The organism is Citrobacter freundii complex sp. 2025EL-00176 (genome assembly GCF_053309355.1).
Window position 1 is genome coordinate 173320 of sequence record NZ_JBRYHT010000002.1, and the last position, 22746, is coordinate 196065.

Below are 22746 nucleotides of genomic sequence, written 5' to 3' on the forward strand. Positions count from 1 at the left end.
CGGCAGGCTGCGTCAGCGCCTTGCTGCGCTTCTGAAGTTAATCAGGTTGGGATGAACGGGTGCAGATAATTGCGGCGCTCAGGATGCGTCTGGTGAGGTCTGGGAGTGGGTACAAAAAAGCCCGCATTATGCGCGGGCTGATGGGATGATCAAGCGATTATTTTCTGGTACTTACGCCGGGTCTGTCCGGCCTTCTCTGCCGTCTGTGTGAATGCGCCGGCATTAGTTGGCGTACCTACGCTGGGGTGTGAATGGCTCGCACATTGCTGCGCCAGCTCTGCCAGTAAATCAATGGTGTCCAGCATCATGGCCAGCGTGTTGACGCTCTCACTGCCAATATGGACGGTTGGTCCCATGATCTGCTGACCGCCCGCCGCCACAGATTTACGTAATGCGGCAATCTTTTCAGTCAGGGTTCCCCCCACATCAACATCCACGGCACCGGCTACTTTCGTGGATTGTTTGCCGGTAATATCGGTTTCGTCATTTCCTTCAATGCTGGCCAGCCTGTTGCCTTTCACGGCCTGGCTATAATCACCGGCACTGACCTGCTGAATGGCTCCGGCCATCAGGGTGGAGGTACCCAGAACCGTGGTCTTATCCGTGGCTTTAACCGTTGTTTCACGGCTGACCAGCTCGCGCTGTTCCGTATCGGCTTTGACCGTCCGCGCCATCGATGTTTCGCTGATGGTCTGATCGGTCTGCCTCACCCAGTTGCCAGCCTGGGTAACACGTTGCGACACTTCCGCCCGCTGCTGTTGCAGCTGCTCGCCGGGTTTAACATCCGGCAGGCTGGTACCATCCGGCAGCGTCTGCCTGATAAACGGTTTATCCGGGCGTCCACCGGTAAACGCAACTTCAACCAGCGTCCCTTCAGGCGGGAACTGAAACATACCCGAATCATTACCGGCCATAGGTACCGGCAACGGCACCGCAGAATATACCGGCGTCTGGTTATCCGGGTTGCCGTCTGCATCAAGCAGCTGCACATCAACGGCATAGCGCGGCCGGAACGGATCGGAAAAATTACCACTTTTCACGGCCTCGCTGGGTGCCACCACTCTGGCCAGTTTTGGCAGATGCAGCCCGGAAGCCAGTTCCGGGTAATGGCTTTCAATCTGGCGTTGTGCCGGGGTTTTCTGTAATGGCTGACCTGTTGCGCAGTTTCTGGGTGTCCAGGTGACGGTCATTGTGTCATTGGTCAGATGAACTTTGGTCACGCGCTCCCCGTTCAGCTCGACACCCGGCCGCAGACTCTGGATCACCGGCAGCGTAATGGAATTACCGCCAGCCGCCTCCTGGCTGAACTCTGCCGGGATATCGACCGGACGACCGGCAAACATCGCTTTTTCCGCGCCGCCCACATACAGGGAACCATCCGGCAGCTGGTACCAGATGTAATCCGGTATACTGAACGCCCTGCCCAGATTATTCAGCAGCTGATAACCCGTGCCGTTATGGGTGAAATGGGGGATCGGTTTATCGCTGTAAGGAGCATCCGGCACACTGACAGCTATTCCGCTGTTTTCCTCCAGCCAGCTGGCTACCTTGCGCAAAGTGGGATGCTGAAATGAACATGGCCACATCCTTTCAAATACGCCGACCAGCTCGCGCACAAACAGACGCTGAAAACCGTTTTCGGCGGGTTGTGCGCGTTCCACGTAGCCGGTAAACCAGCGCAAAAGGAGATCGGAGTATCCCACATCCAGCCGCACCAGTTTCCCGGTGTAATCCGTGGCGGTCTGTGCGGTGATAAACCCCCGGCCGCAGCTGTTCAGCTCCAGTACCAGGCTGGCATCCGCCAGGTGAACTTCATCCGTTGAAAGGTACAGGCGTTTAACTGGTTTCATCATTAACCCAAAGCATCATTGACGGGTTTAAGCACACGTTTTTCAAACCACGTCAGTTTTTCTTCATCTTCCCCGGCACTCTGGCCACCAGGCTGTCCCGCATTACCGGCCGTCTGTTTTTTGGCTGACGTTTTGCCTGTTGCCCGGGCTTCCCGCTTTTCCTGCACGCTGATATGTTCTGCCAGCGTAAACGTGACCAGCCAGGCCATTTTCCCGTCCTGCTGCGGGGCATCAAGCGTCCCGCTGAATGTTGCCTCGCGAAAATTCACGGCTCTGGCCACTTCATGCGCCACGCGGTATTTCTGGCGGTTGCCTCCGGCATCCGTGGCGCTGGCCAGTTCAAAAATACGCTTCAGGATCTCCGGGCTTTTAAACGGAATTTCGCCACTGATACGCAGCTCTTTCCCTTTTGCCCCCTGTTCTGATTTGGTTGTGGCGCTTGTCTGGCCGGACTGGTCTTTATCCTGAAACTGCTGCGATACGGTCACGCGCATGTTTTTCAGCTGGATAGCCTCTCCATTAAGCGCCAGCGTTGGGATCGAAGTCATGAATCATTCCCTTTATTCCATCCAGATTGTCACCGACCAGCATCACCGCCGCAGTGTAGACGGCTGACGGTTGCGGGATATCCTTTACCAGTTCCAGCAGCGTGGTGGCCGTATCGCCGGTGCTGGTGAACACCCACGCCCTGGCACTTTTTCCCTGCAAATCATTCAGCCCGCTGGCCACATCACTGATCAGGCTGTCACGCAGCTGCGCGAACTCCCCCATTTGCTGCTTTAATCCGTCCAGGCTGAATCCCGCACTGGCCGCTTTTTGTGCCTGGCTGACAGCCGCCGCAGACAATGCCGCCCTGCTGGTTGGCACAGACAGCGGAATAGCCACCGGCAACCCCGCCCCGGCTTTAGCGGGGATTTGCATTTTTTCGATGGCCAGCGCCGCAGCGGATTGTGCCAGGCGCTTGACCTGCGTGAATGCAGGTGCCGGGAAAACATCCACCAGACCGTTGAGGCGGGTCATAAAATTCTCATGCGTCTGGCCTGTCACCATCATGATCATCACATCGGCCTTCCCGCCCGTTCCGGCCAGCCTTTCAGCAAGATAGCGGACGGCATTCACCGGGCTGAGATATGCCCCGTTATCCGTCTGCTGCCCCAGACCATTTATCCACGGATGCGCCGGAACAATGGAACAATTCAGCGCGGCCAGTGAGTCAGTAAACGCCAGACGCGCTTCACGCCACATCAGGCACCTCCGGCCAGCTAATATCAGGCGCATCATCTGGATTTATGCGGTTAAGTAAAACGCGGTATTTTTTCCACGCCAGCAAAAGTGCCGCTTCTGCTTCTGTTGCAATATCAAGATCAACTGCGTCCTGTAGGGGGGCGATTTTTGATGCCGCCAGCGTCAGAAGACTTTCTTTTTGCTGCGTCACCTGCGTAATCTGCGCTGTTTTTTCTGCGTCAGCATCATGCACCCATTTTTTCCCGTCCCATTTCATAAAATGGCCTTCTGGGGCAACGGAAACAACATCATCCGGTAGTGCGCCTAACTGGTTAATTGTGGTTGCTTCCCCCGTGTGGATGCTGTAGACAATCTTCCCGCGATGGTCTTCAACCAGTGACCATTTATTAGAATCAGAATTAAATACTGCAATAAACCCCTCCGGCGCTGACGGCGGAGCAATATCGGTACTGAAAGCAGGCAATCCGGTATTTGCCGGAATATAACCATCACCCTGACCAATAAATTCATTCGTCGAAGATGAAAGGTTATAGATTGTAATTACGCGGTTGGAATCGGTCATTTTAAAAGCCATTATGCAAGCCTCACTAAGTAATTAAATGCGGTGTTTTTTACGGTGTTTTCTGCATGACCAGACGGCGAAACAGTTACGCCGTGGCTGTGCGCACCAATGTAGACAGAGTGGGCATGTGATCCGATACCAACAACGTGGTCGTGCGCACCAATACCAACAGAATGAGCATGATCCCCACCGGCATAAGTTGCCTGAGTTCCCGCTCCGCCAGCCCACTGACCACCTGCCCCCACTTTCGCAAACTGCTGTGAAGTATTGAGATAATAAACATCTACTGCGTGGGCGTGGTTGCCTCCGTTGTTTGTTGTTTTCGTGCCATAGTCAAAAGCCGAAACAGATTTAGTACCGTAATCAAATCCGGTGGTGTCACGGCTTCCGAGGTCGGTAGCTGCGACCGTTGCGCCGTGGTCGTGTGACTTGATACCGTCCAGTTCCTGAGACAAAACCGCGCGGCCATCAGGCCTGCCCTTTATTGTCTGGCCTCGCATATCAGGGATAACGCCGGATGGATACGCCACTGCCAGCAACGGATAGACTGATTTATCAAAAGGCTGTCCCTGCATTAAGGCGTGAGCGGGCGGAACGGTATCGGATGGCCACGGAATCGGCGCGCCGACAGGAAAAGCATCATCGGGCGTCCACGTCGTCCAGGGTTGCGTAGAATATTTGCTCCGCGAATAGCTTCGCGAACTGCCGTACACGCGATAAACCTGCGTTATCCCTGCGCTTCTTAAAACCATCAGGGAACCGGCGTTATTTTCCGGGTAATGCAATGCTGCGCTGGTATTTGCATTTGCTGACTGAAAATACAGTCCCGGTGACTGGTAATTATCCAGATCCTGACCCGGACCAATTTCAACACACTGACCATCAAAAATATCCTGTGCCGTGACACTGATATCACCGGTCAACGGATGTCCGTTAACCTTCCTTTCTGACGGAACGCGACCATTTGCATTCTCATTCACTGCTTTTAATGCCTTTGGCGTGGTGGCCAGCTTTTCGGAATCGCTGTCTGTTGCACTGCTTAACTGCACAAACCCTTTTTCAGTGGTTGAGGCATCAGGATGATTTCTGGACTGTTCATGCTTTCTCAATGCATCACTGGCCTGTTGTTCGTTCAGCGTCCCTTTTGGCCGTAAATCCGTGATATTGCCATTCACATCAATGCTGGCCACGGCAAACACATAATGCTGAACGCCGTTCTGCACGTAATCCGTCAGGTTTTCCGCCACGGTGATTTTGCACTGGGCATTCCAGACACTGGTAAGCGATCCCGTCCAGCACACATCCAGCCAGACTTTGACCGGTTTTGTTGTCACGGTGATATTCTGATTGTCAGCCAGTGATGTACGCAGCCCTGCCACATAGCCGGTGCCTTTGGTCACAAAGAACTGATTGCCCGTTTTACCGACCAGCCAGCCATCGCCAAAGAATGCCGCAGCGCCGTAAATATCCGCATTTTCCAGGCGCTGACGCTCATCCATTCCGGCCATACGCGCCGTGAAATCAATCTGCCAGGTCTCAGCCGGTGTATTAATCCCGGTTTCGGTCTGTGCGCCGTTGTACTCCATCAGAAACGAACGGGTAAGCACGTTCCCCTGTTGCCCTTCTGCTGTTTTCAGTTTTTGCTGTAAGGGCGCATGAACAATCATGGCCAGGGTGCCGCTGGCCTTGTTCAGCAGCCCGATCCAGTTAAAACTGAAATCGCCCACATCCGCGCCCAGCACGGCGGAATACACCACGCCGTTTTCATTCACCACGCCAGTGCGGGTAACAGGCTGCCGGTGCACAATCTGCTCCACTGGCGGCAGTGCTTCACTGCGATCAACGGGAATATCCGGGTTCAGCCCTGGCGCATTCGCAAACACAAATTCATCCAGTAACACCGGCTCGCCGGTCGCACCCTGCTGCGCTTTCCAGTGTTCAAACGCCAGCGTGATAGCTGTCTGTGACATAAAAAACTCCTTACAAACCTGCGCTGAATGTCGCGCTTCGGGTTTCCGTCCCTGCTAACGAAGCCGGATAAACCACATATTCCCCCTGATCCCATCCGGCTCTGATGGCCATTTTTTCCGATGTGATCACCTCAAACTGATAGCGGCGGCATGTTCTCCCGTACTGCCGGATTATCTGGATAAGCAGCTGCGTGTTGTCCGCTATCTGGCTGTCTGTCACACGTACCAGGATCACATCCCAGTCAATATCTGGCTGGCGCTCCCGCAGCTCCACATACCCAATACCCAGCCGTTCAAAGATGTTGATAAATCCCTCAACGGAACCGGCATCACGGGCATTTACAAAGGCATACGCCACACGCTTACGAAACAGGCTCAGTGGCTCACCATCAAAGCGGGTTATGTCCCGGTCATACGCCAGCAGGTTAAGTAATGCCGGTGTGCAGGTCAGCGGATCAAACTGGTTCAGTGGCCAGGTTATCCAGCCGTAAACCTCCGCCCAGAATCGCCGCGCTGTTTTCAGCAGCTTGTTCGGCTCCCCCTGATTCATCCAGGAAGGAAGCACCATCCCGGCCAGCTTTTTCATGAACTCATTCATTCTCAAGACTCACTACCAGTGACTTCAGACGTGGCACATTCAGCTCACTGGTAATGTCACCCAGTGAAAAGGACAACGAATCCGCCAGTGAAAACGTTTTGTGGATCTCCCGCCCCAGCTGAGAAAACGAGAAGCGCGAATACGGCCACGTCTTTCTGACGTCAAAATCAGCGTTTTCACGGAAAGCACAGCGGATCATGTTTTCAATGCCGGCCTTCAGGCTGTTCCGTTCATCGTCTGTCAGGTTGGCCAGATTTCTGACATACACCGTCACGACCAGATCGTGACGGGTTTCCGGCATGGCGTAACACTGCATATCGTCGCCGTGGCCGTGATGCCCCTGCGTGTTGATGTAATCATTCACCGCATTCACAAACGGCGCGGAAGTCACCCCGCTGTCCAGCAATAAATAGGCGTTTGCGGTACCCGGTCCCCTCGGCGCTTCATGCTCAAAGAAAATCCGGTCAATACTCAGCCCGGCAACGCCGGCAATCATTGAACGGTAAACCGCATCCGTGTGGTAATTGCCCACCAGGTTGAACTGGTTGCGGCAGCGTTCACGCAGTTCATCATCACTTTCCTCATCGGCACCCGGCACTGTCAGCCAGTTTTCCTCACTGGCCACATGGCTGATACCATCCACAGCCACAGGCAAAATGCGGTAATACCCTGGCGCAAGGTTATAGGCTCCCCCGGTGCCGGTGGCTTTCACCGGTAGCAAGGCACTGGCCGTGCCAGAAGGGATCACCACATCGACCGTGGTCGCCAGTTCGTACACCCTGCCGTTAATACGTTCGGTCTGGATAACCGTCCCGGCCTTCACCGTCACAACGGCTTTGGTATCCTCCTTAAAGAAGCGGATCACACCCTGTGCAGCGCTGGCGGGTTTCGCCGTCACGTTCACCGCCCAGGCCAGCAGACGCAACATGCTCCCGCTGGCCGTGGCCACAAACATATTGGCCAGTACCGTGGACACCAGAACCTCTTTCAGCCACATCACCGGTGCAGTCACAATGGCTGTGATTAAGCGCCAGAACGGTGACATACGGGATGTGTTGGTGATAATGCCCTCCTCAGCCGCAATCGCATTAAAGCGATCCCGCACTTCAGATTCCGTCACCGGCATCCCGCTGGTTTTCACCACGTCTTCAAAATCAACCTGCGGTTTTTCCGTCATAAATCCACCTGATATGAAAGCGTGCCAAAGTCGTATGTACTGGCAGTCACCCAAAGGCGTTTCTGACTTTCTTCATTGATTTCAACTGTGCCAGGCACTATGCGTTCATCATTTTCAACCAGTAATTCAAGCTGGGTAAAAATATCTGCCCTCAACGTCGGGCTTCGCTCCGCAATTAATTGCGTTGCCAGTCCGCTTTCAATAATGGCGTGCACAATGTCCTGCCCGATACTTTTACGGTTATTGCATAATTCAGGCTCATGACCTGCATTCAGTGAGAAATCACCATTATTAATAAGCAGGTCAATATAAAGAATTTCACTCACGCATTAAGCTCCTGCCATTCCATTAGCTGGGAGGGTGAAAGTGCTTCTTTGGTATGAAAATGCACTTCACCAATTTTACGGCTGTTATCCGTCACTGATTTAGAGTTACTGTTTATCGTTTTACTGATACCACCGCGATCCACATCCTTTAACTTTCCACCTGTTGAAAGTGTATTGGCAGTCAATGTTTCACGGGTATTTGCAGTATGGTTGTTCTGTATTAATGAAGGTGCCACCCCACCTGTAATTTTATTTATTTCCGGCGAAACGGTTGTGGACAGGTCAATATTGACGCCCGGAATTTTATTCAGTTTTTCTACAATCCAGTTCCACGACTTCAGAAATCCGCTTTTAATGGTCTGCCAGACGTTATCAAACAGGGAAACAATCCCGCTGGCCATCCCGCTTAATGCCTGTGAGGGTGAGAACCCGGCCAGTAGCGCAATAAAACTGTTCCAGCCGTCTTTAATCCACTGCCATGCAGCGGAGAACACGCCGGCAAGCCATTCCACCACGCCCGCCACCGCCGTAAACGCTGCGGTATTCATCACCGCCGCTTTCACATCATCCCAGTGTTTAATCAGCAGGTAACAGCCCGCAGCCAGCAGGGCTATCGCCCCGATGACCAGCAGCACCGGCCAGCTCATCAGATTGATACCAATACCGGCCATAATCGCCGCCATGCGTACGGCCAGCAGCGTGCCACGAAGGAATTTAAGCGTGATGTTCCATGCCGCGACGGCTTTTGAGGCAATCCAGACAGTGGCGGTGTATATCTTCGTGACTGAAGTCAGCGTCTTCCAGAGAGCAATCGCGCCCAGCTTGATAAGTTTTGAGACGCCCAGAACGATATTCGCTACCGCGCCGGCAGCAGCAAACCCCAACAACGCCATAGCCGCATAACCGATAACACGCGCAATGTTGGGAAACAACTGCATCCAGCGGGCAAAGGTCTGCCCCATGTCGGCCAGGCGATTCAACACCGGATACAGGACAGGGATCAACGTCAGTCCAATGACGGTCTGAATCGACTTCAGGATCTGAACAAAGCGATCCCACGGTTTCACCAGTTTCCCGGCCATCTCCTGTGTACGCTTCAGTCCGTCAGAACCGCCCAGCTCAGTGATATTACGTTGCAGTAAGGCCACATTGCCGTACAGGTGCTTCACCACCGCCGAACTGTCACCAAATGCCGCATCCAGCTCCGCCTGGGCTTTCAGGTTCCCTTCCAGGCTTTTGCCATACTTGCCCTGTAACTTGATCAACATTTCAGGCATGGACAGCATTTTGCCGGTGGCATCCGTAAAGGACAGCCCCAGCTTTTTACCACCTTCAATGGCTCCGGTCATGAAGCCTTCGTAAGCGCTGCTGGCTTCCGTTCCCAGCGTTCGGTTAAGCTGCCCCAATACGGCCAGTTGTTCATCCAGCCCCACACCGTAGTTGGTACCCACGCCGCGCGCACCTTCCATCAGGTCTTTGATGACGCCCATTTCAGTACCGAAGACCTTACGCATGTACACCATTTTTCCGGCCAGTTGTTCAGCAAACTGGACTTTACCCAGCCGTGCCGCCTCGGCGGAAAAGTTGCCGTACATCTGCCCCATAAACTCGGCGGTGTCGGCGGATGTTGATTTCAGTGCAAACGCCAGCGTGTTGGCGACTTTCGTCACCTTCGGCAGTTCATTCCCGGTCAGGCCGGCAATGGCGGTGTTAATACTTTCCGTGGACTGGACAAACTCCACCGCGCTGGCACCGTAGGTCATACTGAACCGCAGCGCATCACGCTGGACGGCCTTTAAAGCCTGATCATCAATGCCTTTTGCGGCTGCGTCATTCAGCGCGTCATACATCTCAATAGCCGGCGATAACGCCCCTTTGATGGCCATCCCTGTGCCGGCTAAAGCCAGCGCACCGCCCCCAATCTGCGTAAAGGCCGCTTTCGATTTTTCAGCAAAGCCTGTGACACTGCTCTGCACCTGCTTTAACGGGCGCGTCAGTTTATCAATCAGGCTTAATGTAAAATCTAACTGTTTCATCCTGAACCTTTAAAAGCGGTGCTTATTCCGTTAGCAACCGCTATACGCGTATTTTCCCAGTGGCGATTATCCAGCCAGATAGCGGCAGAAATATCATCCACTGAATCCTGACCGTGCGGTAAATAATGACGCCGTAAAATCAGATATTGTTCGAGTCCGTTCTGTTCAATTGCCCGGACTCGCTTTGTCAGTTTTTTACTTCAATTTCCAGTTCGGGCGCATAAATCTCATTAATTTTCCCGGCAAGCTGAAGTGCTGCCCCCGGACGTTTAAGAATATCTTCCAGTGCTTCTTTACATTCGGGTACAACAATGCGCATCAGATAACTATGGGCTGGAGCCACTTTATTATCCATCGCCATTTCGTTGATGAATTTATTATAAGCCGTCTGATTTGGTTCAAAGGCAATATCTTTTTTACATACAACCAGATTAATTTTTTCCATAAATAATATTCTCTCTTAAATTAATTTCATCAACCAGCGTGTTATGACGTGCAGCACATTGCCCGTATAACTCCAGATAAAGTGTCAGTAATTCCGCCGCATCTTTTCCCTGCGTGCCATTCAGACGCGGCAGCTGCGTGGCACATTTAGTTTTCAGGTTTTCCTGATAACGTACGTTCGGTACTGGTGACGGCATCGTTGTACATGCTGACAAAATCATCAGACAGGCACTTATTGGTAAACACCGGCTTAACCACTTCCGTACGGATTTCACGCGGTGGCGCATTTTTCAGTGCCTCCAGTTTGTCTTCCAGCCGGCGACCAGAAATGCCGGCAATATCAGCCAGCCGTTCCCCGGTCGCGGTGGCCGCTTTTGAGACGGTCAGATCGATGCTGTCCCGTTGCCAGCCGGCCGTTTTCCAGCCGGCTAAAAATGCCAGAACAAGGGTGAATAACCAGCCTGACACCACGCGATCCATCAGCGCACCCCGTTGTGTTCCAGGCTGAAATGATTACCATCAGGACGGGTTTTAAAGCGTCCGCCCCAGCTCCCGCCCAGCGATTCCCAGTATTCCCCCAGCGGCAGATAATCCTCCGTGCGGGTTTTATATTCGCCCTTCACAAACAGATTAAAATCCACGGCCAGACGCTGGGTGTGCAGACTGTTGGAAATGCCGCTGCCCTTCTTCGCGTTCAGTGCCGCCTGTTCAGGCGTCCGGTACGCCTCACCGAACGTCAGCCACATCCCATTGGCGTTGGCATACTGGATCAACAAAGCAATCATTGATGTAAACCGTTGTTGTTTCTCGCTCAGCGTCATTTCCCTGCCCCTTTATCAAAAATCCCTGTAAAGCCACGTTTGCGCAGCCAGGCTTCCACCACGTTCTGCCCCAGAATGCCCAGCGCGGAACCAAAGCCGGCCAGCGCAAGTGGGTGAATATCCGGGACAAAATACAGTGCCACGCCGGCAATCAGTGACAATCCGCTGCCGACAATGACACGCCCAGTAACCAGCCGAAGGGTGATCGGCTCGTCGCTGTTGAGTAATTTCCCCAGTGCAATCATCGCCCCCATGACTGCCAGTGCAATGAACCCTTTTTCATACTCCTGCATCCCTGCTGCCTCTTATCCAATCAGGTTTTCCGTGGCTTCCGCTTCCAGATACGGCACCCCGTTGATGTTGACAAACTTCGGACTGGTCACGAAATATTTGATTTTGTGCGTGGACACGCTGCCACCCTTCGGATCACCATCCAGAACGCTGTTGAGCTGGAGCTTGTTCCCGAAGGTTTCCACCTTCATTTCTTCGCTGCCGGCTTTGGCGTAAAAAAGGAAATCCACCGGGGGAATGCCCCTCCATGAACCCGCTGAACGGGCTTTGGCCGTCAGTACCTGAAGCACTTTTGAGCTGACTTCAATTTCCCCTTCGGCGGCAACATCGCCGTCAACATAACCGTCCGGGACACCGCGTGTCTGGGCTGCGGCGCTGTTGTCGGTGATATCCAGAGAAATTTTTTCAATGTGGATCAGGTCGCCGTCCACGTAGACGTCAAAGGACATCCCTGAAATACGTTTGGTCATGCGCTGGCCTCCAGACTCGCATCCAGTAACAGACTGATGGTGATTTGCAGTGGTACTTCATACGTACGCACCACAATGTAGATATCCACCGCCTTTTTGTTCTTCCAGACAATGGTCACGTCACCGTCCTGCGGTGGCTTCACTTCGCCCGGAAATGACACGCCGTTAATACTGGCCGCCGTGGACATTTCACGCAGCGGACGGGCAAACAGCGTCTGGTGTGCGGCAATACTGCCCGGTGTACTGTTCAGTGAGCGATCGGCAATCTTACCGATGGCCAGCAGACGGACACGACGTGCAGCCTTATCCACAATACGCAGCGTCTCAATGGACTGATAATCACCGCCCTCAACGTCCAGCGTGCGACCGTCAGACCAGTAAAAGCCGTCATAGTCCGGGTACCACATCGGCACGCTGTAGCGCTGTGCCTCCAGCGCCTGAAGGGTCGCCAGCTCCAGCGTTGCCCCTGCTCCATCTTTCGGCAGTTCGTCACTGCCCAGGCTCAGTAATGGTCCGGTTTTTACCCGCGCCGGACTGTCAGCGATGGTAACAGCGCGGTTACAGAGGCGACCGGCAAGCACACCCGGCTCATTCCCCCAGAGGCGGGGAACCAGCTTCACCGCTTTTTCCGCGATCCCCTGCTGGAGCGTGGATAAACGTGTCAGGTAATCCGCCTGTGTTTCGTCTTTCTGCATTCCCTGTACGGCCAGAATGAACCACACCCAGCGACCGTATTTTGCAATCAGTTCAGATCGCAGCGTTACCGCCTGATTAATCTGCTCTTTTGCCGCCACATCATCAGACAGCACCACACCTTCCACCGAACAGGAAACCTGTGCAGCTTTGACGGCATCAACCCACGCCCCCGGCTCACTGTCAGCGGCCAGCACATGGATAAATCCCCACCAGTTCTGCCCGGCGTTCGCCAGTGCGGCCAGAACATCGCTTTTTAACGGGCTGTCCCCCTCACCCAGCAGCGCATCAAAATCGCTCTGTGCATTAACTGCCTGTGTTTTCCCTACATTTTTGGTTCCCGTACCGATAAACAGCAGCGTGCGTTCCACTTCCGTGGTTTCACCCAGCAGCTGATTTACCTGGTTTACGGTCACAATTGGCCAGGTCATGATCTCCCCCTGATATCCTGCGCGTTAACATCCCAGCCGAACCCGATAGCCTGAAGCTGTCGCGCCAGCGCTTTGTTAAAATCATCCTGACCGATCCCCAGAAATCCCCTGGCAGGTAAATCAATCTGCCAGGATGTTTTGACCGGCTTGTCCTCCAGTATCCGGATAAGCAAACCTGCCTGTCTGGCGGTCATTTTTTCCTGTATTTCCTTATATCCGGGCTTGCGCCAGCGCTTGCCGCGCCTGACTTTATACCCGGCCTTACGCAGACGTTTCGCCTGTCGCAGTGATGCAGGTTTATCCCCCTGTTCACGGCCTTCCACCTGCTTGCGGTTGACGGTCACGCTCATGCCATTTTGCTGGACATAACCCACCACGCCGGCAGGCAGATTTCCCTTCGCATTCCGGTAATTACCACCGGTCAGATACAGCCTGACAGACTCCGTTTCCGGCATTTCACGGATGCGGATAAGTTTCGGCATATTGCGCAACATTTTGCCTTTACGCCGGGTCTGTCTCCCCTGCCACTTATCCCCCTCCGGTGACTGCTGATTGCGCACATTGCGCTTTGCTGCGGCTTCCACGCCGTATTTCGCCATTCGCCACAGCAGCCGGCGACGTTTGGCAGGAGGCAAATCCAGCTTTTTCAGCGCCTCCTGTAACTGGCGGAACTGTTCGTGGTTCAGTTCGCCATTTATCATTCCTGCCCCTCATTGACGGGGATCACCGTCACCTCATCCGCCGTCCAGACTTCGGGATTTGCCAGCTTCCAGCGCTGGCCATCAAACGGGATCTGACCTTTGGGATCGGGGATCAGATTCAGTTCCTCCACCATTGGCAGCGTCACCACCATGATGGCGGTTTCCTGGTCGATGGTTTCGATATCAAATTCCGGCAATTCGGCATCAATGCCGGTTTCCTCAAAGAGCGCCCGCTCATCCTGGCAAAGCCACGACATAAACAGCGCCATCAGGATTTTGGGATCGTACTCTCGGTAGGGATAACGCTCCCACGTCAGCACGGCGTTATAGCGAATGATGGCAATGCGATACTGCCCCAGCCCGGTGTCACGCTGTGCCGGGATGAATGCGATTTCATCCATCTGGCTGTCAAATCCCTGCATTGCCCGTTTGGGCATGTTCGCAATGAGAAAATCCGTTAACTCGGTGAGCTGGCTCATATCATGGCCACCGTGATGCGTTTCAGCCCTTTAATACGCCGTACTGCCAGCGTGGATTCCGCTATCAGACTGGATCGGGTTTCATCGCTTTCCTGCCCCGGATGGCTTTCACGGCGACCAACAGACGCAAATTCGCCCATCAGGTCAGCTTTGGCGCGGGCAAAAACAGCCTTGCGGTAACGGGCGCACAACAGATTTTCACCGTCAATTTCAACGCCTGGAACGTCCGCCGCGCTTGCATGGCCACTGAGGCGACAATCTGCCACTACCCTGACCAGATCATCATTGATTTCACCGGCTGCGGTCAGCAGCGCCTGACGGATGGTGGCTGCGTCGATATCGGCAGGAATAGCACGCTGGGACTGAAAATCCTTCACGCTCAGGTCTGGCCAGAAGCCATCATTCGTCAGAATGGCATCATCAAAATCAATTGCGGTTCCGCTGAACATCCTGTTCCTCCGGAAAAAAGCGGGCTGGCCGGTTTCCACGGGCGATACGCTGATGCGATCCCCTCCACCGCGCCCGCTTTCGGGTCGGTAGTCTTATTCGCCGCTGGCTGCGGCCTGAATCTCGCCTTCTTCAAACCACGAATCAACCGCACGGCCATCAGCAGCCTGATAGTGGATCAGATACTGATTGCAGCAGTGGGTGTATTCGGCACGGGCTTTCACATGCCCTTTCTCACCGCTGACAGAAATCTTCACTGCTTGCCCAAGTGAATGTTTAAACCCCATTTTTGAACTCTCCGATGACTATTTTTCAAGCGCCCGCAGACGGGCAGCGATACGCTGCAACATCGTGCCAACGCCACATTTAGGGTCGAATCCCTTCGCCTGCTCCAGCAAATCCTTCGCCCGGAGCAATACATCCCTGTCTTCCGTTGCCGCTGCGCGTGGCTCTCCGTTCTCATCGCGTAGCAGGTGCAGACCGGCAAACTTCACGTATTTGGCCTTAATGACCTCATACACATTCCAGTGCTGCATAACGTTTCCCAGCGTACGGCTGAAATACGGCTCCACATCCTGCCCCTGTGCGGCTTCCGTCTCCGCCCAGGCCAGTACCGTATCGGCCACAAACACCGGGAACGCACTGCCGAACGCGGCCGGGGTTTCCTGCCCCCGTTCGATGGCCACATCCGCCCAGTCCAGCGCCTGATCGAACTGGCCGGTATCAAACAGCCAGACGACACACCAGGCAAAAACGGGATTCTGATGCGTACTGTCACTTTCCAGCCAGGTTTGTGCGGTCGGCATCCAGCGGGGCAACAACACATCACGTTTGAACTCCATACGCTCTGCACGGTTGCTAATCGCTGCGGCCGCTGCCACATCCTTTTCCAGCGCGGCAATCTGGACATGCAGACTGGTTTCGCTGTCAAGCGACTGCTGCTGACGCAGTAACCGCTCCGCCTCTATACGTGCACTGTGTCGCTGTGCCGGTGACAGTTGCATCAGTTCCCCCTTATGCGCCCGCTGAAACCGCGCCGATTGTCACCGCGCTTTCATCAAATGCGGCATACAGTTCCGGATATTCCACGGCATAACCTTCATTACGCAGATATTTGTTTTCATACTGCTTGCGGTCTTCCACAAACTCCGCTTTACGCTGACGTGTGCCGCGCTGGGTGTAGATGTGCAGGTTAGGCAGTGTGGTAACAATCATGCGCTTGCCAGGCATAAACGGCGGAACATAAGCCGTACGGCCGGCGATACTGTCAGACAGCAGCTGTGCGGCAATCTTTTCAGTGGGTTTATCGGCTTTCTGGTACAGACGGAAAGATTCAGCAGCTACCAGGTCAGCCCCCACCAGAACCACCAGACGCGGGTCATTACGGAACTGTGCCGGGATTTTGGCGTTGATAAGGTCGGATGCCATTGCATCGAGTGACACATAATCGCCTTTACCGTCACCATCAAGCACAACCGCATCAGTGACAATCTGCTTACCGCCATCCCATTCTTTAACGATCTGGTGCCAGCCTTTGTTCACATCTTCGCCGTTCGGGTTCTTTTCGGCATCCGTGGTGTCTGCAACAGATTTACCGTTGAAGCCGATACGCAGCATATCCAGAGCAAACGCCTGATTGGTGAACTCCTGAACGCGCTGGAAAAACTCGTTTTCATCGCCGGCGTTTGCCCAGACAGAAAGCAACTGCCAGGTCATTGCAGCGCATGAATCCGTCTCAACCAGCTTGTAATCATTACCGCTGACGCCCACTTTTTTACGGAAACGGCCATCCAGCACACGTCCGGTATACAGGCCAGAACTGCCGACCGGTACCACCTGCCCCTGTAACTGGTCAACATCAGCAACCGTCAACAGATTCAGGAAAGATGATTCTTCCAGCAGCGCATTGCGCAGACTGGTTTCTTTGGGGTCGGTAAGTGCATACCAGCGACTATCCGGGCCAGAACCCGGTCCACCGTATGCCACCTGAAGCCCAAAGTGATAATTGTTCAGATACTCACGGGCTTTTACATTTAAGTGCATATTCTTTTTCCTTAAAGAAAAGTAGTGTTATCCCTTACAGGAAATTGAAGCCTTTATTGCCCTTGCTGAATTTCTTGTCCGGCAACTGGGTGACTTTGTTATTCAGCTTGCTGAAATTTTTCACCAACTCCGGCAGATTCCCGACCAGACGTGCAAAATCTTCGGTATCCACGACTTCCTTAACGGTGTCCACATCGTCCTGTACATTAGACATGGCGGTTTCAATTGCCGCCACACGGTCTTCCAGCGCGGCCAGCGCATCAGCCAGCGCCTGCATGGCATCAGACGGTGCGGCTTCTTCTGGTGGAGTCTGCTCCGGTTCTTCAATGCTAAAAAAATGGCGCCAGCCCTTTTTCGCTGTCTTTGACATTCCCTTTTCCTTTTTAAATTCCCTGACTTCATCAAACGCCAGCGGCTTATATGGTCCGATGCGTTTTCCTTTGGTGCGGCTGAAACGTAGCCGGGTGGTGCTTACGCCGGCCGGGCTGTCAGTAATGGCCAGCCCCTCAAGATAGGTTTTGCCGGTATTTCTGAAATTTCCGTCCGGTGTAAACTCCGGTGATAAAAATAAAAGCTGACCTTTTGCATTTGCCTGAAGCAATGCAATAGCCGGACACAGACGGGCATACAAACGCAAAATACCTTCATCATCCCGTTCGGCTTTTACTTCCAGCACTTCCCCCATATTCCCAAAATTACGGGTATGTTCCGGCCATAACAGCGCGGTATATAAATTGGGGTCATATAATTCTGCGGCATCAAGTAACCATTGTTCCTCAATGGTTCTCTTATCCACCGTTTCACCCGCAGTGGCGATACAAATCCAGTTTGTTGCCAGCTGTGAACCTGACATATTGCCTCCCTTCCTGCTGCGGTTTTCAGTATCGCCAATTAAATTAACCGCCGCATTCACTTCATTTCGGATATAAATAATTAGCCGAACACATCAGAAACAAAGCAGGATTTAATAAAGAAACGCCCGTGCATAATGTGTGCATGGCTAAATACTCAGAAGAATTAAAAGGCGTTGCGCGGGCGCTTTATTTAAAACGTTATACCCCGCAGGAAATTGCCAGTGAATTAAATCTGCCTAACAGACGCATAGTCTATTACTGGGCGGAGAAATATTGCTGGGCGGAATTACTCAGCCACGAATCAACCGAAGACGCATTAAACCGCCGTATTCAGTCGCTGACATTACGTGAGGGGAAATCGGAGCTGGAGTTGCGGGAGCTGGACAGCCTCGTTTCTCACCTGGTGAAACTGCGTGCACAACACAATAAGCATCAGGAAAAGCTGGCAGAAATTAAGCACAGCGAAAGTGATGCGCCGGCGTCCCGTCAGTCCGGTGGCGACGAAAAGCCCCGTAAACGTGGCAAGTACAAAAAAAATGATATCAGCGGGCTGACGCAGGAAGATTTCGACCGGTTCGCGCTCGAGCACCTTTTCGGCTACCAGAAACACCTTCGCGCCAATCTCAATCAGCAAATCAGGAACATCCTGAAAAGTCGCCAGATTGGCGCAACCTGGTATTTCTCAATAGAAGCCTTTGAAAATGCGGTTATGACAGGCGATCCGCAAATCTTCCTGTCCGCGTCAAAGGCTCAGGCTGAAGTGTTCCGCAGCTATATCGTCAACATTGCGGAGCAGTATTTCGGCGTGGAGCTGACAGGCAACCCCATCCGCCTGTCCAACGGCGCGGAGTTGCGCTTCCTGTCCACTAATAAGAACACAGCCCAGTCATACAGTGGTCATCTGTATTGTGATGAATATTTCTGGGTACCCAACTTTACAAAATTAAACGAAGTGGCCAGCGCAATGGCCACACACGACAAATGGCGCACCACCTACTTTTCAACTCCCAGCAGCAAAACACACCAGGCTTACCCGTTCTGGACAGGTGAAGAATGGAAGCGCGGCGACAAAAAACGCGCACGCGTGGCGTTTCCAACAGAGAAGGAGCTGCGTGACGGTGGACGGTTATGTCCTGATGGCCAGTGGCGCTACATCATCACACTGGAAGACGCGATTGCGGGCGGGTTCAATCTGGCCAGCATCGAAAAACTGCGTAATCGTTACAACCGCGACACCTTCAACATGCTGTACATGTGCGTTTTCGTGGACAGCAAAGACAGCGTTTTTTCGTTCTCCCATGTGGAACGCTGCTGTATTGATCCGGATATCTGGGAGGATCATGACGAAGACCTGCCCCGGCCATTCGGCAATCGTGAAGTATGGGCAGGCTATGACCCGGCTCGCAGCGGCGACACCTCAACCTTTGTCATTGTCGCCCCGCCGATAGTGGCCGTTGAAAAATTTCGCGTACTACGCGTATTCCACTGGCAGGGAATGAACTGGAAATGGCAGGCGGCACAAATCAAAAAACTGTTTAGCCAGTACAACATGACTTACATCGGGATTGATATCACCGGGCTGGGGAGTGGTGTCTTTGAAGATGTGCAGCACTTTGCCATGCGTCAGGCGGTGGCTATCCGCTATGGCGTGGAAACCAAAAACCGCCTGGTGATGAAGATGATCGACGTTATCGAAGACAACCGCGTGGAGTGGGACAAGGAGAAAACTGAAATCGCCGCCAGCTTTATGACCATCCGCAGAACGTCCACGGCCAGCGGTAACGCCATGACGTTTGTTGCCGACCGTACAGCTGAAACCGGCCACGCTGACAGTTTCTGGGCTATCGCCCATGCCATAGACAACGAACCATTAAACTTTGAAAACCAGCGCAAATCACGCTGGGGTAACTTAGGGAAAGCAGCATGAAAAAACGGAAATACAGGGAACGCCGCACCGTTACCAAACAGCGCCATATGAGCCTTATCACGCTGGGCAAGCCAGAACCCATTCTGACGACCGGCACGAACTATACAGACGTCTGGTATGACAATGAGGCGGAACACTGGACGCTCCCGATTGACAGGCTGGCACTGGCACAACTGGTGAACCTGAACGCGCAGCACGGCGGCGTGCTGTATGCCCGTCGCAATATGGTGACAGCAAATTATGATGGCGGCGGCCTGACACATGAGCAACTGGGCGCGGCCGTATTTGACTGGCTGACGTTCGGTGATGTGGCCATTCTCAAAGTACGTAACGGCTGGGGGGATGTGGTTGCACTGTACCCGCTGCCGGCGCTCTATACCCGCCAGCGTAAGACCGGGGAATTTGTTGTACTTCAGCAGGGTGAACCGGTGATTTATCCGCCTGAAGATATTATTTTTCTCAGGCAGTACGACCCGCAACAGGCTATTTATGGTCTTCCGGATTACATCAGCGGCATCCACTCCGCCCTGCTCAACGGTGAAGCCACGATTTTTCGCCGGCGTTACTATCACAACGGTGCTCACACGGGCGGTGTGCTCTATTCCAATGACCCGAATATGACCGATGAAGTGGAAGAAGAAATTATTCAGAAGCTGGAGCAGTCAAAGGGGATCGGGAATTTCAGCACCATGTTTGTGAATATCCCCAAAGGTGATCCGGATGCCATCAAATTTATCCCGATTGGTGATATCAGCGCCAAAGATGAGTTTCAGAACGTGAAAAGCATCAGCGCTCAGGATGTACTGACCGCGCACCGTTTCCCGGCCGGTCTGGCCGGAATTATCCCCACGAACGGGGCAGTAATGGGGGATATTGAGAAAGCGGCCAAAACATACCGCAAAGCGGAGATTTTACCTATTCAGCGCATGTTCACCGCCGCAGTGGAACAGGAAAGTGATGTACCACCCCACCTGTACCTTAATTTCCTGAAAGACAGTGAGCTGGAAGGTGATTAATGTCTGCAAAAAGGCTAAAATATCATCGTTTTCCAACTTCCGGAGCGATGGATATGCGGGTAATGAAGGTTTACTGTCCGGTATGTGAGGCAAGGGCTGTTATCAAAAAAACAGCCAGAAAACACAAGGAGCTGTCTGATTTATATTGCGCCTGTACTGATGTTGAATGCGGTCACACTTTTGTGATGAATATGACGTTCTCACATACCATCAGCCCCAGCGCCAAATCCAGCGATGCGTTGATCGCCACTATCTGTAACAGCCTTGATATGCAACAAAAACAGCTGATGCTCAAGTTTCTGAGTCAGGACGGTACTGCACTGGCATAACAAATGGCACCGATACCGGTGCCATTTGTTATCTTTTTATCTAACATAAATCCAGCATCAAAATTTATCTTTCATATTCACTTTTACAACGAAAACTCTTTCGTACAGTTATTATAAAGCAAGACATAATTACATTCATTACTTTAACTTATCAAAAACCATTGCACATCACACTTCTCTTTACATCCCTATTTATATTTCCTAAGTTTGTAATACAATTACCTTTCAAGTTTCAAGATTACAATCACACAGTGCTTAAGGAAATATAAATGACTGTACGTCTTACAAAAGTAAATATAAATAACTTTAGGTCTTGCAAGTCAACAACCGCTGTTCTGCGACCTTTCACTGCATTAGTTGGTTATAATAACGCAGGAAAATCAAATATTATTTTAGCAATAAAGTGGCTTTTAGAAGGTTCAACAATTTCCAGTGAAGACATGTATGACCCAAGAAAACCTGTTTTTGTTGAAGGAGTTATAGAAGGTATAACTGAAGAAACTCTAACGTTACTGACTGAAGAAAACCAACAAAAGATAGCACCTTTTATCATTGATGGGAAATTGAATTTCTTAAGAGCACAAGAAATTGACGAAAAAACAGGGAAGACAAAAAAAAGCCTTGATGTATTTGATGGTACTAACTGGAAAAAGAATCCGGGTGGGATTGATGGAGCAATATCCAACATATTCCCTGAACCTATACACATCCCTGCAATGTCTGATGCTGTTGAAGATGCAACCAAATACAAAACATCCACTACTATAGGCAAAATCCTATTAGCAATAGTCTCTGAAATAAAAAAAGAGCATGAGGAGAAATTCTCTAAAAACATTTCCGAAATAGGAAAGTACCTTGCACATGATGGCGAAAATAGGTTAGATGGTCTAAATACCATAGATTCTGGTGTTAATAATAAAGTTAATAAATTCTTTCCAGATGTAAGCGTAAAACTACACTTCCCAACCCCTACACTCGATGACATATTTAAATCAGGAACGTTAAAAGTATTTGAGAACCGTGAAGATGGCTCTGTCATGCGAGACATAAGTAGATTTGGACATGGGACACAACGTTCTATTCAAATGGCTTTAATACAATACCTTGCAGAAATAAAGAAAAAAAGTGAAGACACTAAAAAGTCAAATACGTTGATTTTTATTGATGAACCTGAACTTTACTTACACCCATCAGCAATAGATTCTGTGAGAGAGTCACTTGTTTCATTAAGTGACTCAGGTTATCAAGTAATTATATCCACTCACTCAGCAAGTATGCTTTCAGCTAAACATGCGCCAAATGCGATCCAGGTGTGTAAAGATGCTGATGGAACCATTGCTAGAAAAACCATTTCAGAAAAGATAGAAGAACTATATAAAACTTCTTCTCCGCAGTTACATTCAGCATTCACTTTATCAAATTCATCTCTTTTCTTATTCTCTGAAGAAGTATTATTAGTTGAAGGAAAAACTGAAACAAATGTCTTATATGCTTTATACAAGAAAATAAGAGAAAGTGAACTTAACCCAAGTAGAACTTGTATAGTTGCTGTTGATGGGAAAGGGAGTCTCTTTAAAATGGCTGACGTGATAAATTCAATTGGAATCAAGACTCGAATACTTGCTGATTGTGATTTTCTATCTATCGTCCTTCCAACCACTCACACTGAAAAACTCAGGGCTGAATGTGACAATCTATTAACTGCCTTAAACTCAATTAAAAACCCGGCTTCACTTCAACTAAAAAACCCAATAACATCAATTGAATCATTTAAATCCAGTTCAAGTAAAGATTTCATTTCGATATGCAATCATGAAGAAACCAAAGAATATATCCACGCCATCCATCAAAAACTAAAAGATGAAGGGATATATATTTGGAAATCTGGCGATATCGAACAAGTGTATGGATTTGGTAAAAAGCAAAGTGAATGGGATAATCTTTTAGATTGTTTATGTGATGACACTAAAGATGCGAGGGGAGTTATCAAAAATTATGACGAAATGGAAGATTTTATAAACTGGATTTAATTTATT

28 protein-coding genes are annotated in these 22746 nt (G+C 51.5%); 4 read left to right on the forward strand and 24 right to left on the reverse strand.

What is annotated here, in order from left to right:
* Positions 1–149: 149 nt before the first annotated feature.
* The 24 genes from ACVXHP_RS07900 to ACVXHP_RS08015 all read right to left on the reverse strand — a co-directional run bounded on the left by ACVXHP_RS07900 (position 150) and on the right by ACVXHP_RS08015 (position 17437).
* On the reverse strand, positions 150–1853 hold the full coding sequence (locus ACVXHP_RS07900; protein WP_447571236.1) for a hypothetical protein: 1704 nt from the start codon (positions 1851–1853) through the stop codon (positions 150–152).
* Complete coding sequence (locus ACVXHP_RS07905; RefSeq protein WP_044713177.1) at positions 1853–2398, reverse strand: baseplate complex protein; 546 nt, start codon at positions 2396–2398, stop codon at positions 1853–1855. Before ACVXHP_RS07905 ends, ACVXHP_RS07900 begins: the two co-directional genes overlap by 1 nt.
* Positions 2370–3095, reverse strand: coding sequence for a hypothetical protein (locus ACVXHP_RS07910; protein WP_447571237.1), 726 nt, complete (start codon positions 3093–3095; stop codon positions 2370–2372). Before ACVXHP_RS07910 ends, ACVXHP_RS07905 begins: the two co-directional genes overlap by 29 nt.
* Positions 3085–3669: a tail fiber assembly protein gene (locus ACVXHP_RS07915; RefSeq protein WP_447571238.1), complete on the reverse strand. Its 585-nt coding sequence runs from the start codon at positions 3667–3669 to the stop codon at positions 3085–3087. Before ACVXHP_RS07915 ends, ACVXHP_RS07910 begins: the two co-directional genes overlap by 11 nt.
* Positions 3669–5627, reverse strand: a complete 1959-nt coding sequence (locus tag ACVXHP_RS07920; protein WP_447571239.1) for a phage tail-collar fiber domain-containing protein — start codon at positions 5625–5627, stop codon at positions 3669–3671. Before ACVXHP_RS07920 ends, ACVXHP_RS07915 begins: the two co-directional genes overlap by 1 nt.
* Before the next feature lie 10 nt (positions 5628–5637).
* The gene (locus ACVXHP_RS07925) at positions 5638–6225 is read right to left on the reverse strand and encodes a phage tail protein (RefSeq protein ID WP_071698597.1); all 588 of its coding nucleotides are present in this window, start codon (positions 6223–6225) and stop codon (positions 5638–5640) included.
* Entirely contained in the window at positions 6218–7402 is a 1185-nt protein-coding gene (locus ACVXHP_RS07930; RefSeq protein WP_447571240.1) for a baseplate J/gp47 family protein, read from the reverse strand. Before ACVXHP_RS07930 ends, ACVXHP_RS07925 begins: the two co-directional genes overlap by 8 nt.
* The gene (locus ACVXHP_RS07935; RefSeq protein WP_044713189.1) at positions 7399–7728 is read right to left on the reverse strand and encodes a DUF2590 family protein; all 330 of its coding nucleotides are present in this window, start codon (positions 7726–7728) and stop codon (positions 7399–7401) included. Before ACVXHP_RS07935 ends, ACVXHP_RS07930 begins: the two co-directional genes overlap by 4 nt.
* Positions 7725–9764, reverse strand: a complete 2040-nt coding sequence (locus ACVXHP_RS07940) for a phage tail tape measure protein (protein ID WP_447571241.1) — start codon at positions 9762–9764, stop codon at positions 7725–7727. The genes ACVXHP_RS07935 and ACVXHP_RS07940 overlap by 4 nt, the downstream gene beginning before the upstream one ends.
* Positions 9761–9955, reverse strand: coding sequence for a DUF6890 family protein (locus tag ACVXHP_RS07945; RefSeq protein WP_373688233.1), 195 nt, complete (start codon positions 9953–9955; stop codon positions 9761–9763). Before ACVXHP_RS07945 ends, ACVXHP_RS07940 begins: the two co-directional genes overlap by 4 nt.
* On the reverse strand, positions 9952–10209 hold the full coding sequence (locus ACVXHP_RS07950) for a putative phage tail assembly chaperone (protein WP_143759641.1): 258 nt from the start codon (positions 10207–10209) through the stop codon (positions 9952–9954). Before ACVXHP_RS07950 ends, ACVXHP_RS07945 begins: the two co-directional genes overlap by 4 nt.
* Positions 10196–10429, reverse strand: coding sequence for a hypothetical protein (locus ACVXHP_RS07955; RefSeq protein WP_045719149.1), 234 nt, complete (start codon positions 10427–10429; stop codon positions 10196–10198). Before ACVXHP_RS07955 ends, ACVXHP_RS07950 begins: the two co-directional genes overlap by 14 nt.
* Complete coding sequence (locus ACVXHP_RS07960) at positions 10356–10688, reverse strand: hypothetical protein (protein WP_044713196.1); 333 nt, start codon at positions 10686–10688, stop codon at positions 10356–10358. Before ACVXHP_RS07960 ends, ACVXHP_RS07955 begins: the two co-directional genes overlap by 74 nt.
* Entirely contained in the window at positions 10688–11029 is a 342-nt protein-coding gene (locus ACVXHP_RS07965; protein WP_044713197.1) for a M15 family metallopeptidase, read from the reverse strand. The genes ACVXHP_RS07960 and ACVXHP_RS07965 overlap by 1 nt, the downstream gene beginning before the upstream one ends.
* Positions 11026–11322, reverse strand: a complete 297-nt coding sequence (locus tag ACVXHP_RS07970; protein ID WP_044713199.1) for a phage holin family protein — start codon at positions 11320–11322, stop codon at positions 11026–11028. The genes ACVXHP_RS07965 and ACVXHP_RS07970 overlap by 4 nt, the downstream gene beginning before the upstream one ends.
* A 12-nt stretch (positions 11323–11334) precedes the next feature.
* A complete protein-coding gene (locus tag ACVXHP_RS07975; protein ID WP_023185863.1) occupies positions 11335–11790 on the reverse strand; it encodes a phage protein in 456 nt (151 codons plus the stop codon).
* On the reverse strand, positions 11787–12914 hold the full coding sequence (locus ACVXHP_RS07980) for a DUF2586 domain-containing protein (protein WP_213168803.1): 1128 nt from the start codon (positions 12912–12914) through the stop codon (positions 11787–11789). The genes ACVXHP_RS07975 and ACVXHP_RS07980 overlap by 4 nt, the downstream gene beginning before the upstream one ends.
* Complete coding sequence (locus ACVXHP_RS07985; protein WP_367157440.1) at positions 12911–13615, reverse strand: hypothetical protein; 705 nt, start codon at positions 13613–13615, stop codon at positions 12911–12913. Before ACVXHP_RS07985 ends, ACVXHP_RS07980 begins: the two co-directional genes overlap by 4 nt.
* Positions 13612–14094: a phage tail protein gene (locus tag ACVXHP_RS07990; protein WP_045719146.1), complete on the reverse strand. Its 483-nt coding sequence runs from the start codon at positions 14092–14094 to the stop codon at positions 13612–13614. Before ACVXHP_RS07990 ends, ACVXHP_RS07985 begins: the two co-directional genes overlap by 4 nt.
* A complete protein-coding gene (locus ACVXHP_RS07995; protein WP_000491223.1) occupies positions 14091–14543 on the reverse strand; it encodes a head completion/stabilization protein in 453 nt (150 codons plus the stop codon). Before ACVXHP_RS07995 ends, ACVXHP_RS07990 begins: the two co-directional genes overlap by 4 nt.
* Positions 14544–14636: 93 nt before the next feature.
* Entirely contained in the window at positions 14637–14828 is a 192-nt protein-coding gene (locus ACVXHP_RS08000; protein ID WP_044713212.1) for a hypothetical protein, read from the reverse strand.
* A gap of 18 nt (positions 14829–14846) precedes the next feature.
* Positions 14847–15545, reverse strand: a complete 699-nt coding sequence (gpM, locus tag ACVXHP_RS08005; protein WP_044713213.1) for a phage terminase small subunit — start codon at positions 15543–15545, stop codon at positions 14847–14849.
* A 10-nt stretch (positions 15546–15555) separates the two neighbouring features.
* On the reverse strand, positions 15556–16584 hold the full coding sequence (locus ACVXHP_RS08010) for a phage major capsid protein, P2 family (protein WP_447571242.1): 1029 nt from the start codon (positions 16582–16584) through the stop codon (positions 15556–15558).
* A gap of 34 nt (positions 16585–16618) precedes the next feature.
* On the reverse strand, positions 16619–17437 hold the full coding sequence (locus tag ACVXHP_RS08015) for a GPO family capsid scaffolding protein (protein WP_447571243.1): 819 nt from the start codon (positions 17435–17437) through the stop codon (positions 16619–16621).
* A gap of 143 nt (positions 17438–17580) precedes the next feature.
* Between ACVXHP_RS08015 and ACVXHP_RS08020 the strand changes: the two genes are divergently transcribed.
* The 4 genes from ACVXHP_RS08020 (at position 17581) to ACVXHP_RS08035 (ending at position 22740) form a co-directional block, all read left to right on the forward strand.
* Positions 17581–19365 (forward strand): terminase large subunit domain-containing protein, encoded by a 1785-nt coding sequence (locus ACVXHP_RS08020; RefSeq protein ID WP_447571244.1) that lies wholly within the window; start codon positions 17581–17583, stop codon positions 19363–19365.
* Positions 19362–20381 (forward strand): phage portal protein, encoded by a 1020-nt coding sequence (locus tag ACVXHP_RS08025; RefSeq protein ID WP_033574056.1) that lies wholly within the window; start codon positions 19362–19364, stop codon positions 20379–20381. The genes ACVXHP_RS08020 and ACVXHP_RS08025 overlap by 4 nt, the downstream gene beginning before the upstream one ends.
* Positions 20381–20710 (forward strand): ogr/Delta-like zinc finger family protein, encoded by a 330-nt coding sequence (locus ACVXHP_RS08030; RefSeq protein WP_044713218.1) that lies wholly within the window; start codon positions 20381–20383, stop codon positions 20708–20710. The genes ACVXHP_RS08025 and ACVXHP_RS08030 overlap by 1 nt, the downstream gene beginning before the upstream one ends.
* Positions 20711–20979: 269 nt before the next feature.
* On the forward strand, positions 20980–22740 hold the full coding sequence (locus ACVXHP_RS08035; RefSeq protein ID WP_447571245.1) for an ATP-dependent nuclease: 1761 nt from the start codon (positions 20980–20982) through the stop codon (positions 22738–22740).
* Positions 22741–22746: the final 6 nt, after the last annotated feature.

Coding starts and splice junctions, on each gene's coding strand:
- gpM (WP_044713213.1), bottom strand. CDS start 15,545: ATGCAACTGTCACCGGCACAGCGACACAGTGCACGTATAGAGGCGGAG.
- ACVXHP_RS07965 (WP_044713197.1), bottom strand. CDS start 11,029: ATGACGCTGAGCGAGAAACAACAACGGTTTACATCAATGATTGCTTTG.
- ACVXHP_RS07910 (WP_447571237.1), bottom strand. CDS start 3,095: ATGTGGCGTGAAGCGCGTCTGGCGTTTACTGACTCACTGGCCGCGCTG.
- ACVXHP_RS07950 (WP_143759641.1), bottom strand. CDS start 10,209: ATGGAAAAAATTAATCTGGTTGTATGTAAAAAAGATATTGCCTTTGAA.
- ACVXHP_RS08020 (WP_447571244.1), top strand. CDS start 17,581: ATGGCTAAATACTCAGAAGAATTAAAAGGCGTTGCGCGGGCGCTTTAT.
- ACVXHP_RS07990 (WP_045719146.1), bottom strand. CDS start 14,094: ATGAGCCAGCTCACCGAGTTAACGGATTTTCTCATTGCGAACATGCCC.
- ACVXHP_RS07930 (WP_447571240.1), bottom strand. CDS start 7,402: ATGACGGAAAAACCGCAGGTTGATTTTGAAGACGTGGTGAAAACCAGC.
- ACVXHP_RS07925 (WP_071698597.1), bottom strand. CDS start 6,225: ATGAATGAGTTCATGAAAAAGCTGGCCGGGATGGTGCTTCCTTCCTGG.
- ACVXHP_RS07940 (WP_447571241.1), bottom strand. CDS start 9,764: ATGAAACAGTTAGATTTTACATTAAGCCTGATTGATAAACTGACGCGC.
- ACVXHP_RS07915 (WP_447571238.1), bottom strand. CDS start 3,669: ATGGCTTTTAAAATGACCGATTCCAACCGCGTAATTACAATCTATAAC.
- ACVXHP_RS07900 (WP_447571236.1), bottom strand. CDS start 1,853: ATGATGAAACCAGTTAAACGCCTGTACCTTTCAACGGATGAAGTTCAC.
- ACVXHP_RS07975 (WP_023185863.1), bottom strand. CDS start 11,790: ATGACCAAACGTATTTCAGGGATGTCCTTTGACGTCTACGTGGACGGC.
- ACVXHP_RS07970 (WP_044713199.1), bottom strand. CDS start 11,322: ATGCAGGAGTATGAAAAAGGGTTCATTGCACTGGCAGTCATGGGGGCG.
- ACVXHP_RS07995 (WP_000491223.1), bottom strand. CDS start 14,543: ATGTTCAGCGGAACCGCAATTGATTTTGATGATGCCATTCTGACGAAT.
- ACVXHP_RS07980 (WP_213168803.1), bottom strand. CDS start 12,914: ATGACCTGGCCAATTGTGACCGTAAACCAGGTAAATCAGCTGCTGGGT.
- ACVXHP_RS08010 (WP_447571242.1), bottom strand. CDS start 16,584: ATGCACTTAAATGTAAAAGCCCGTGAGTATCTGAACAATTATCACTTT.
- ACVXHP_RS07920 (WP_447571239.1), bottom strand. CDS start 5,627: ATGTCACAGACAGCTATCACGCTGGCGTTTGAACACTGGAAAGCGCAG.
- ACVXHP_RS07905 (WP_044713177.1), bottom strand. CDS start 2,398: ATGACTTCGATCCCAACGCTGGCGCTTAATGGAGAGGCTATCCAGCTG.
- ACVXHP_RS07985 (WP_367157440.1), bottom strand. CDS start 13,615: ATGATAAATGGCGAACTGAACCACGAACAGTTCCGCCAGTTACAGGAG.
- ACVXHP_RS08000 (WP_044713212.1), bottom strand. CDS start 14,828: ATGGGGTTTAAACATTCACTTGGGCAAGCAGTGAAGATTTCTGTCAGC.
- ACVXHP_RS08025 (WP_033574056.1), top strand. CDS start 19,362: ATGAAAAAACGGAAATACAGGGAACGCCGCACCGTTACCAAACAGCGC.
- ACVXHP_RS08030 (WP_044713218.1), top strand. CDS start 20,381: ATGTCTGCAAAAAGGCTAAAATATCATCGTTTTCCAACTTCCGGAGCG.
- ACVXHP_RS07955 (WP_045719149.1), bottom strand. CDS start 10,429: ATGATTTTGTCAGCATGTACAACGATGCCGTCACCAGTACCGAACGTA.
- ACVXHP_RS08015 (WP_447571243.1), bottom strand. CDS start 17,437: ATGTCAGGTTCACAGCTGGCAACAAACTGGATTTGTATCGCCACTGCG.
- ACVXHP_RS08035 (WP_447571245.1), top strand. CDS start 20,980: ATGACTGTACGTCTTACAAAAGTAAATATAAATAACTTTAGGTCTTGC.
- ACVXHP_RS07960 (WP_044713196.1), bottom strand. CDS start 10,688: ATGGATCGCGTGGTGTCAGGCTGGTTATTCACCCTTGTTCTGGCATTT.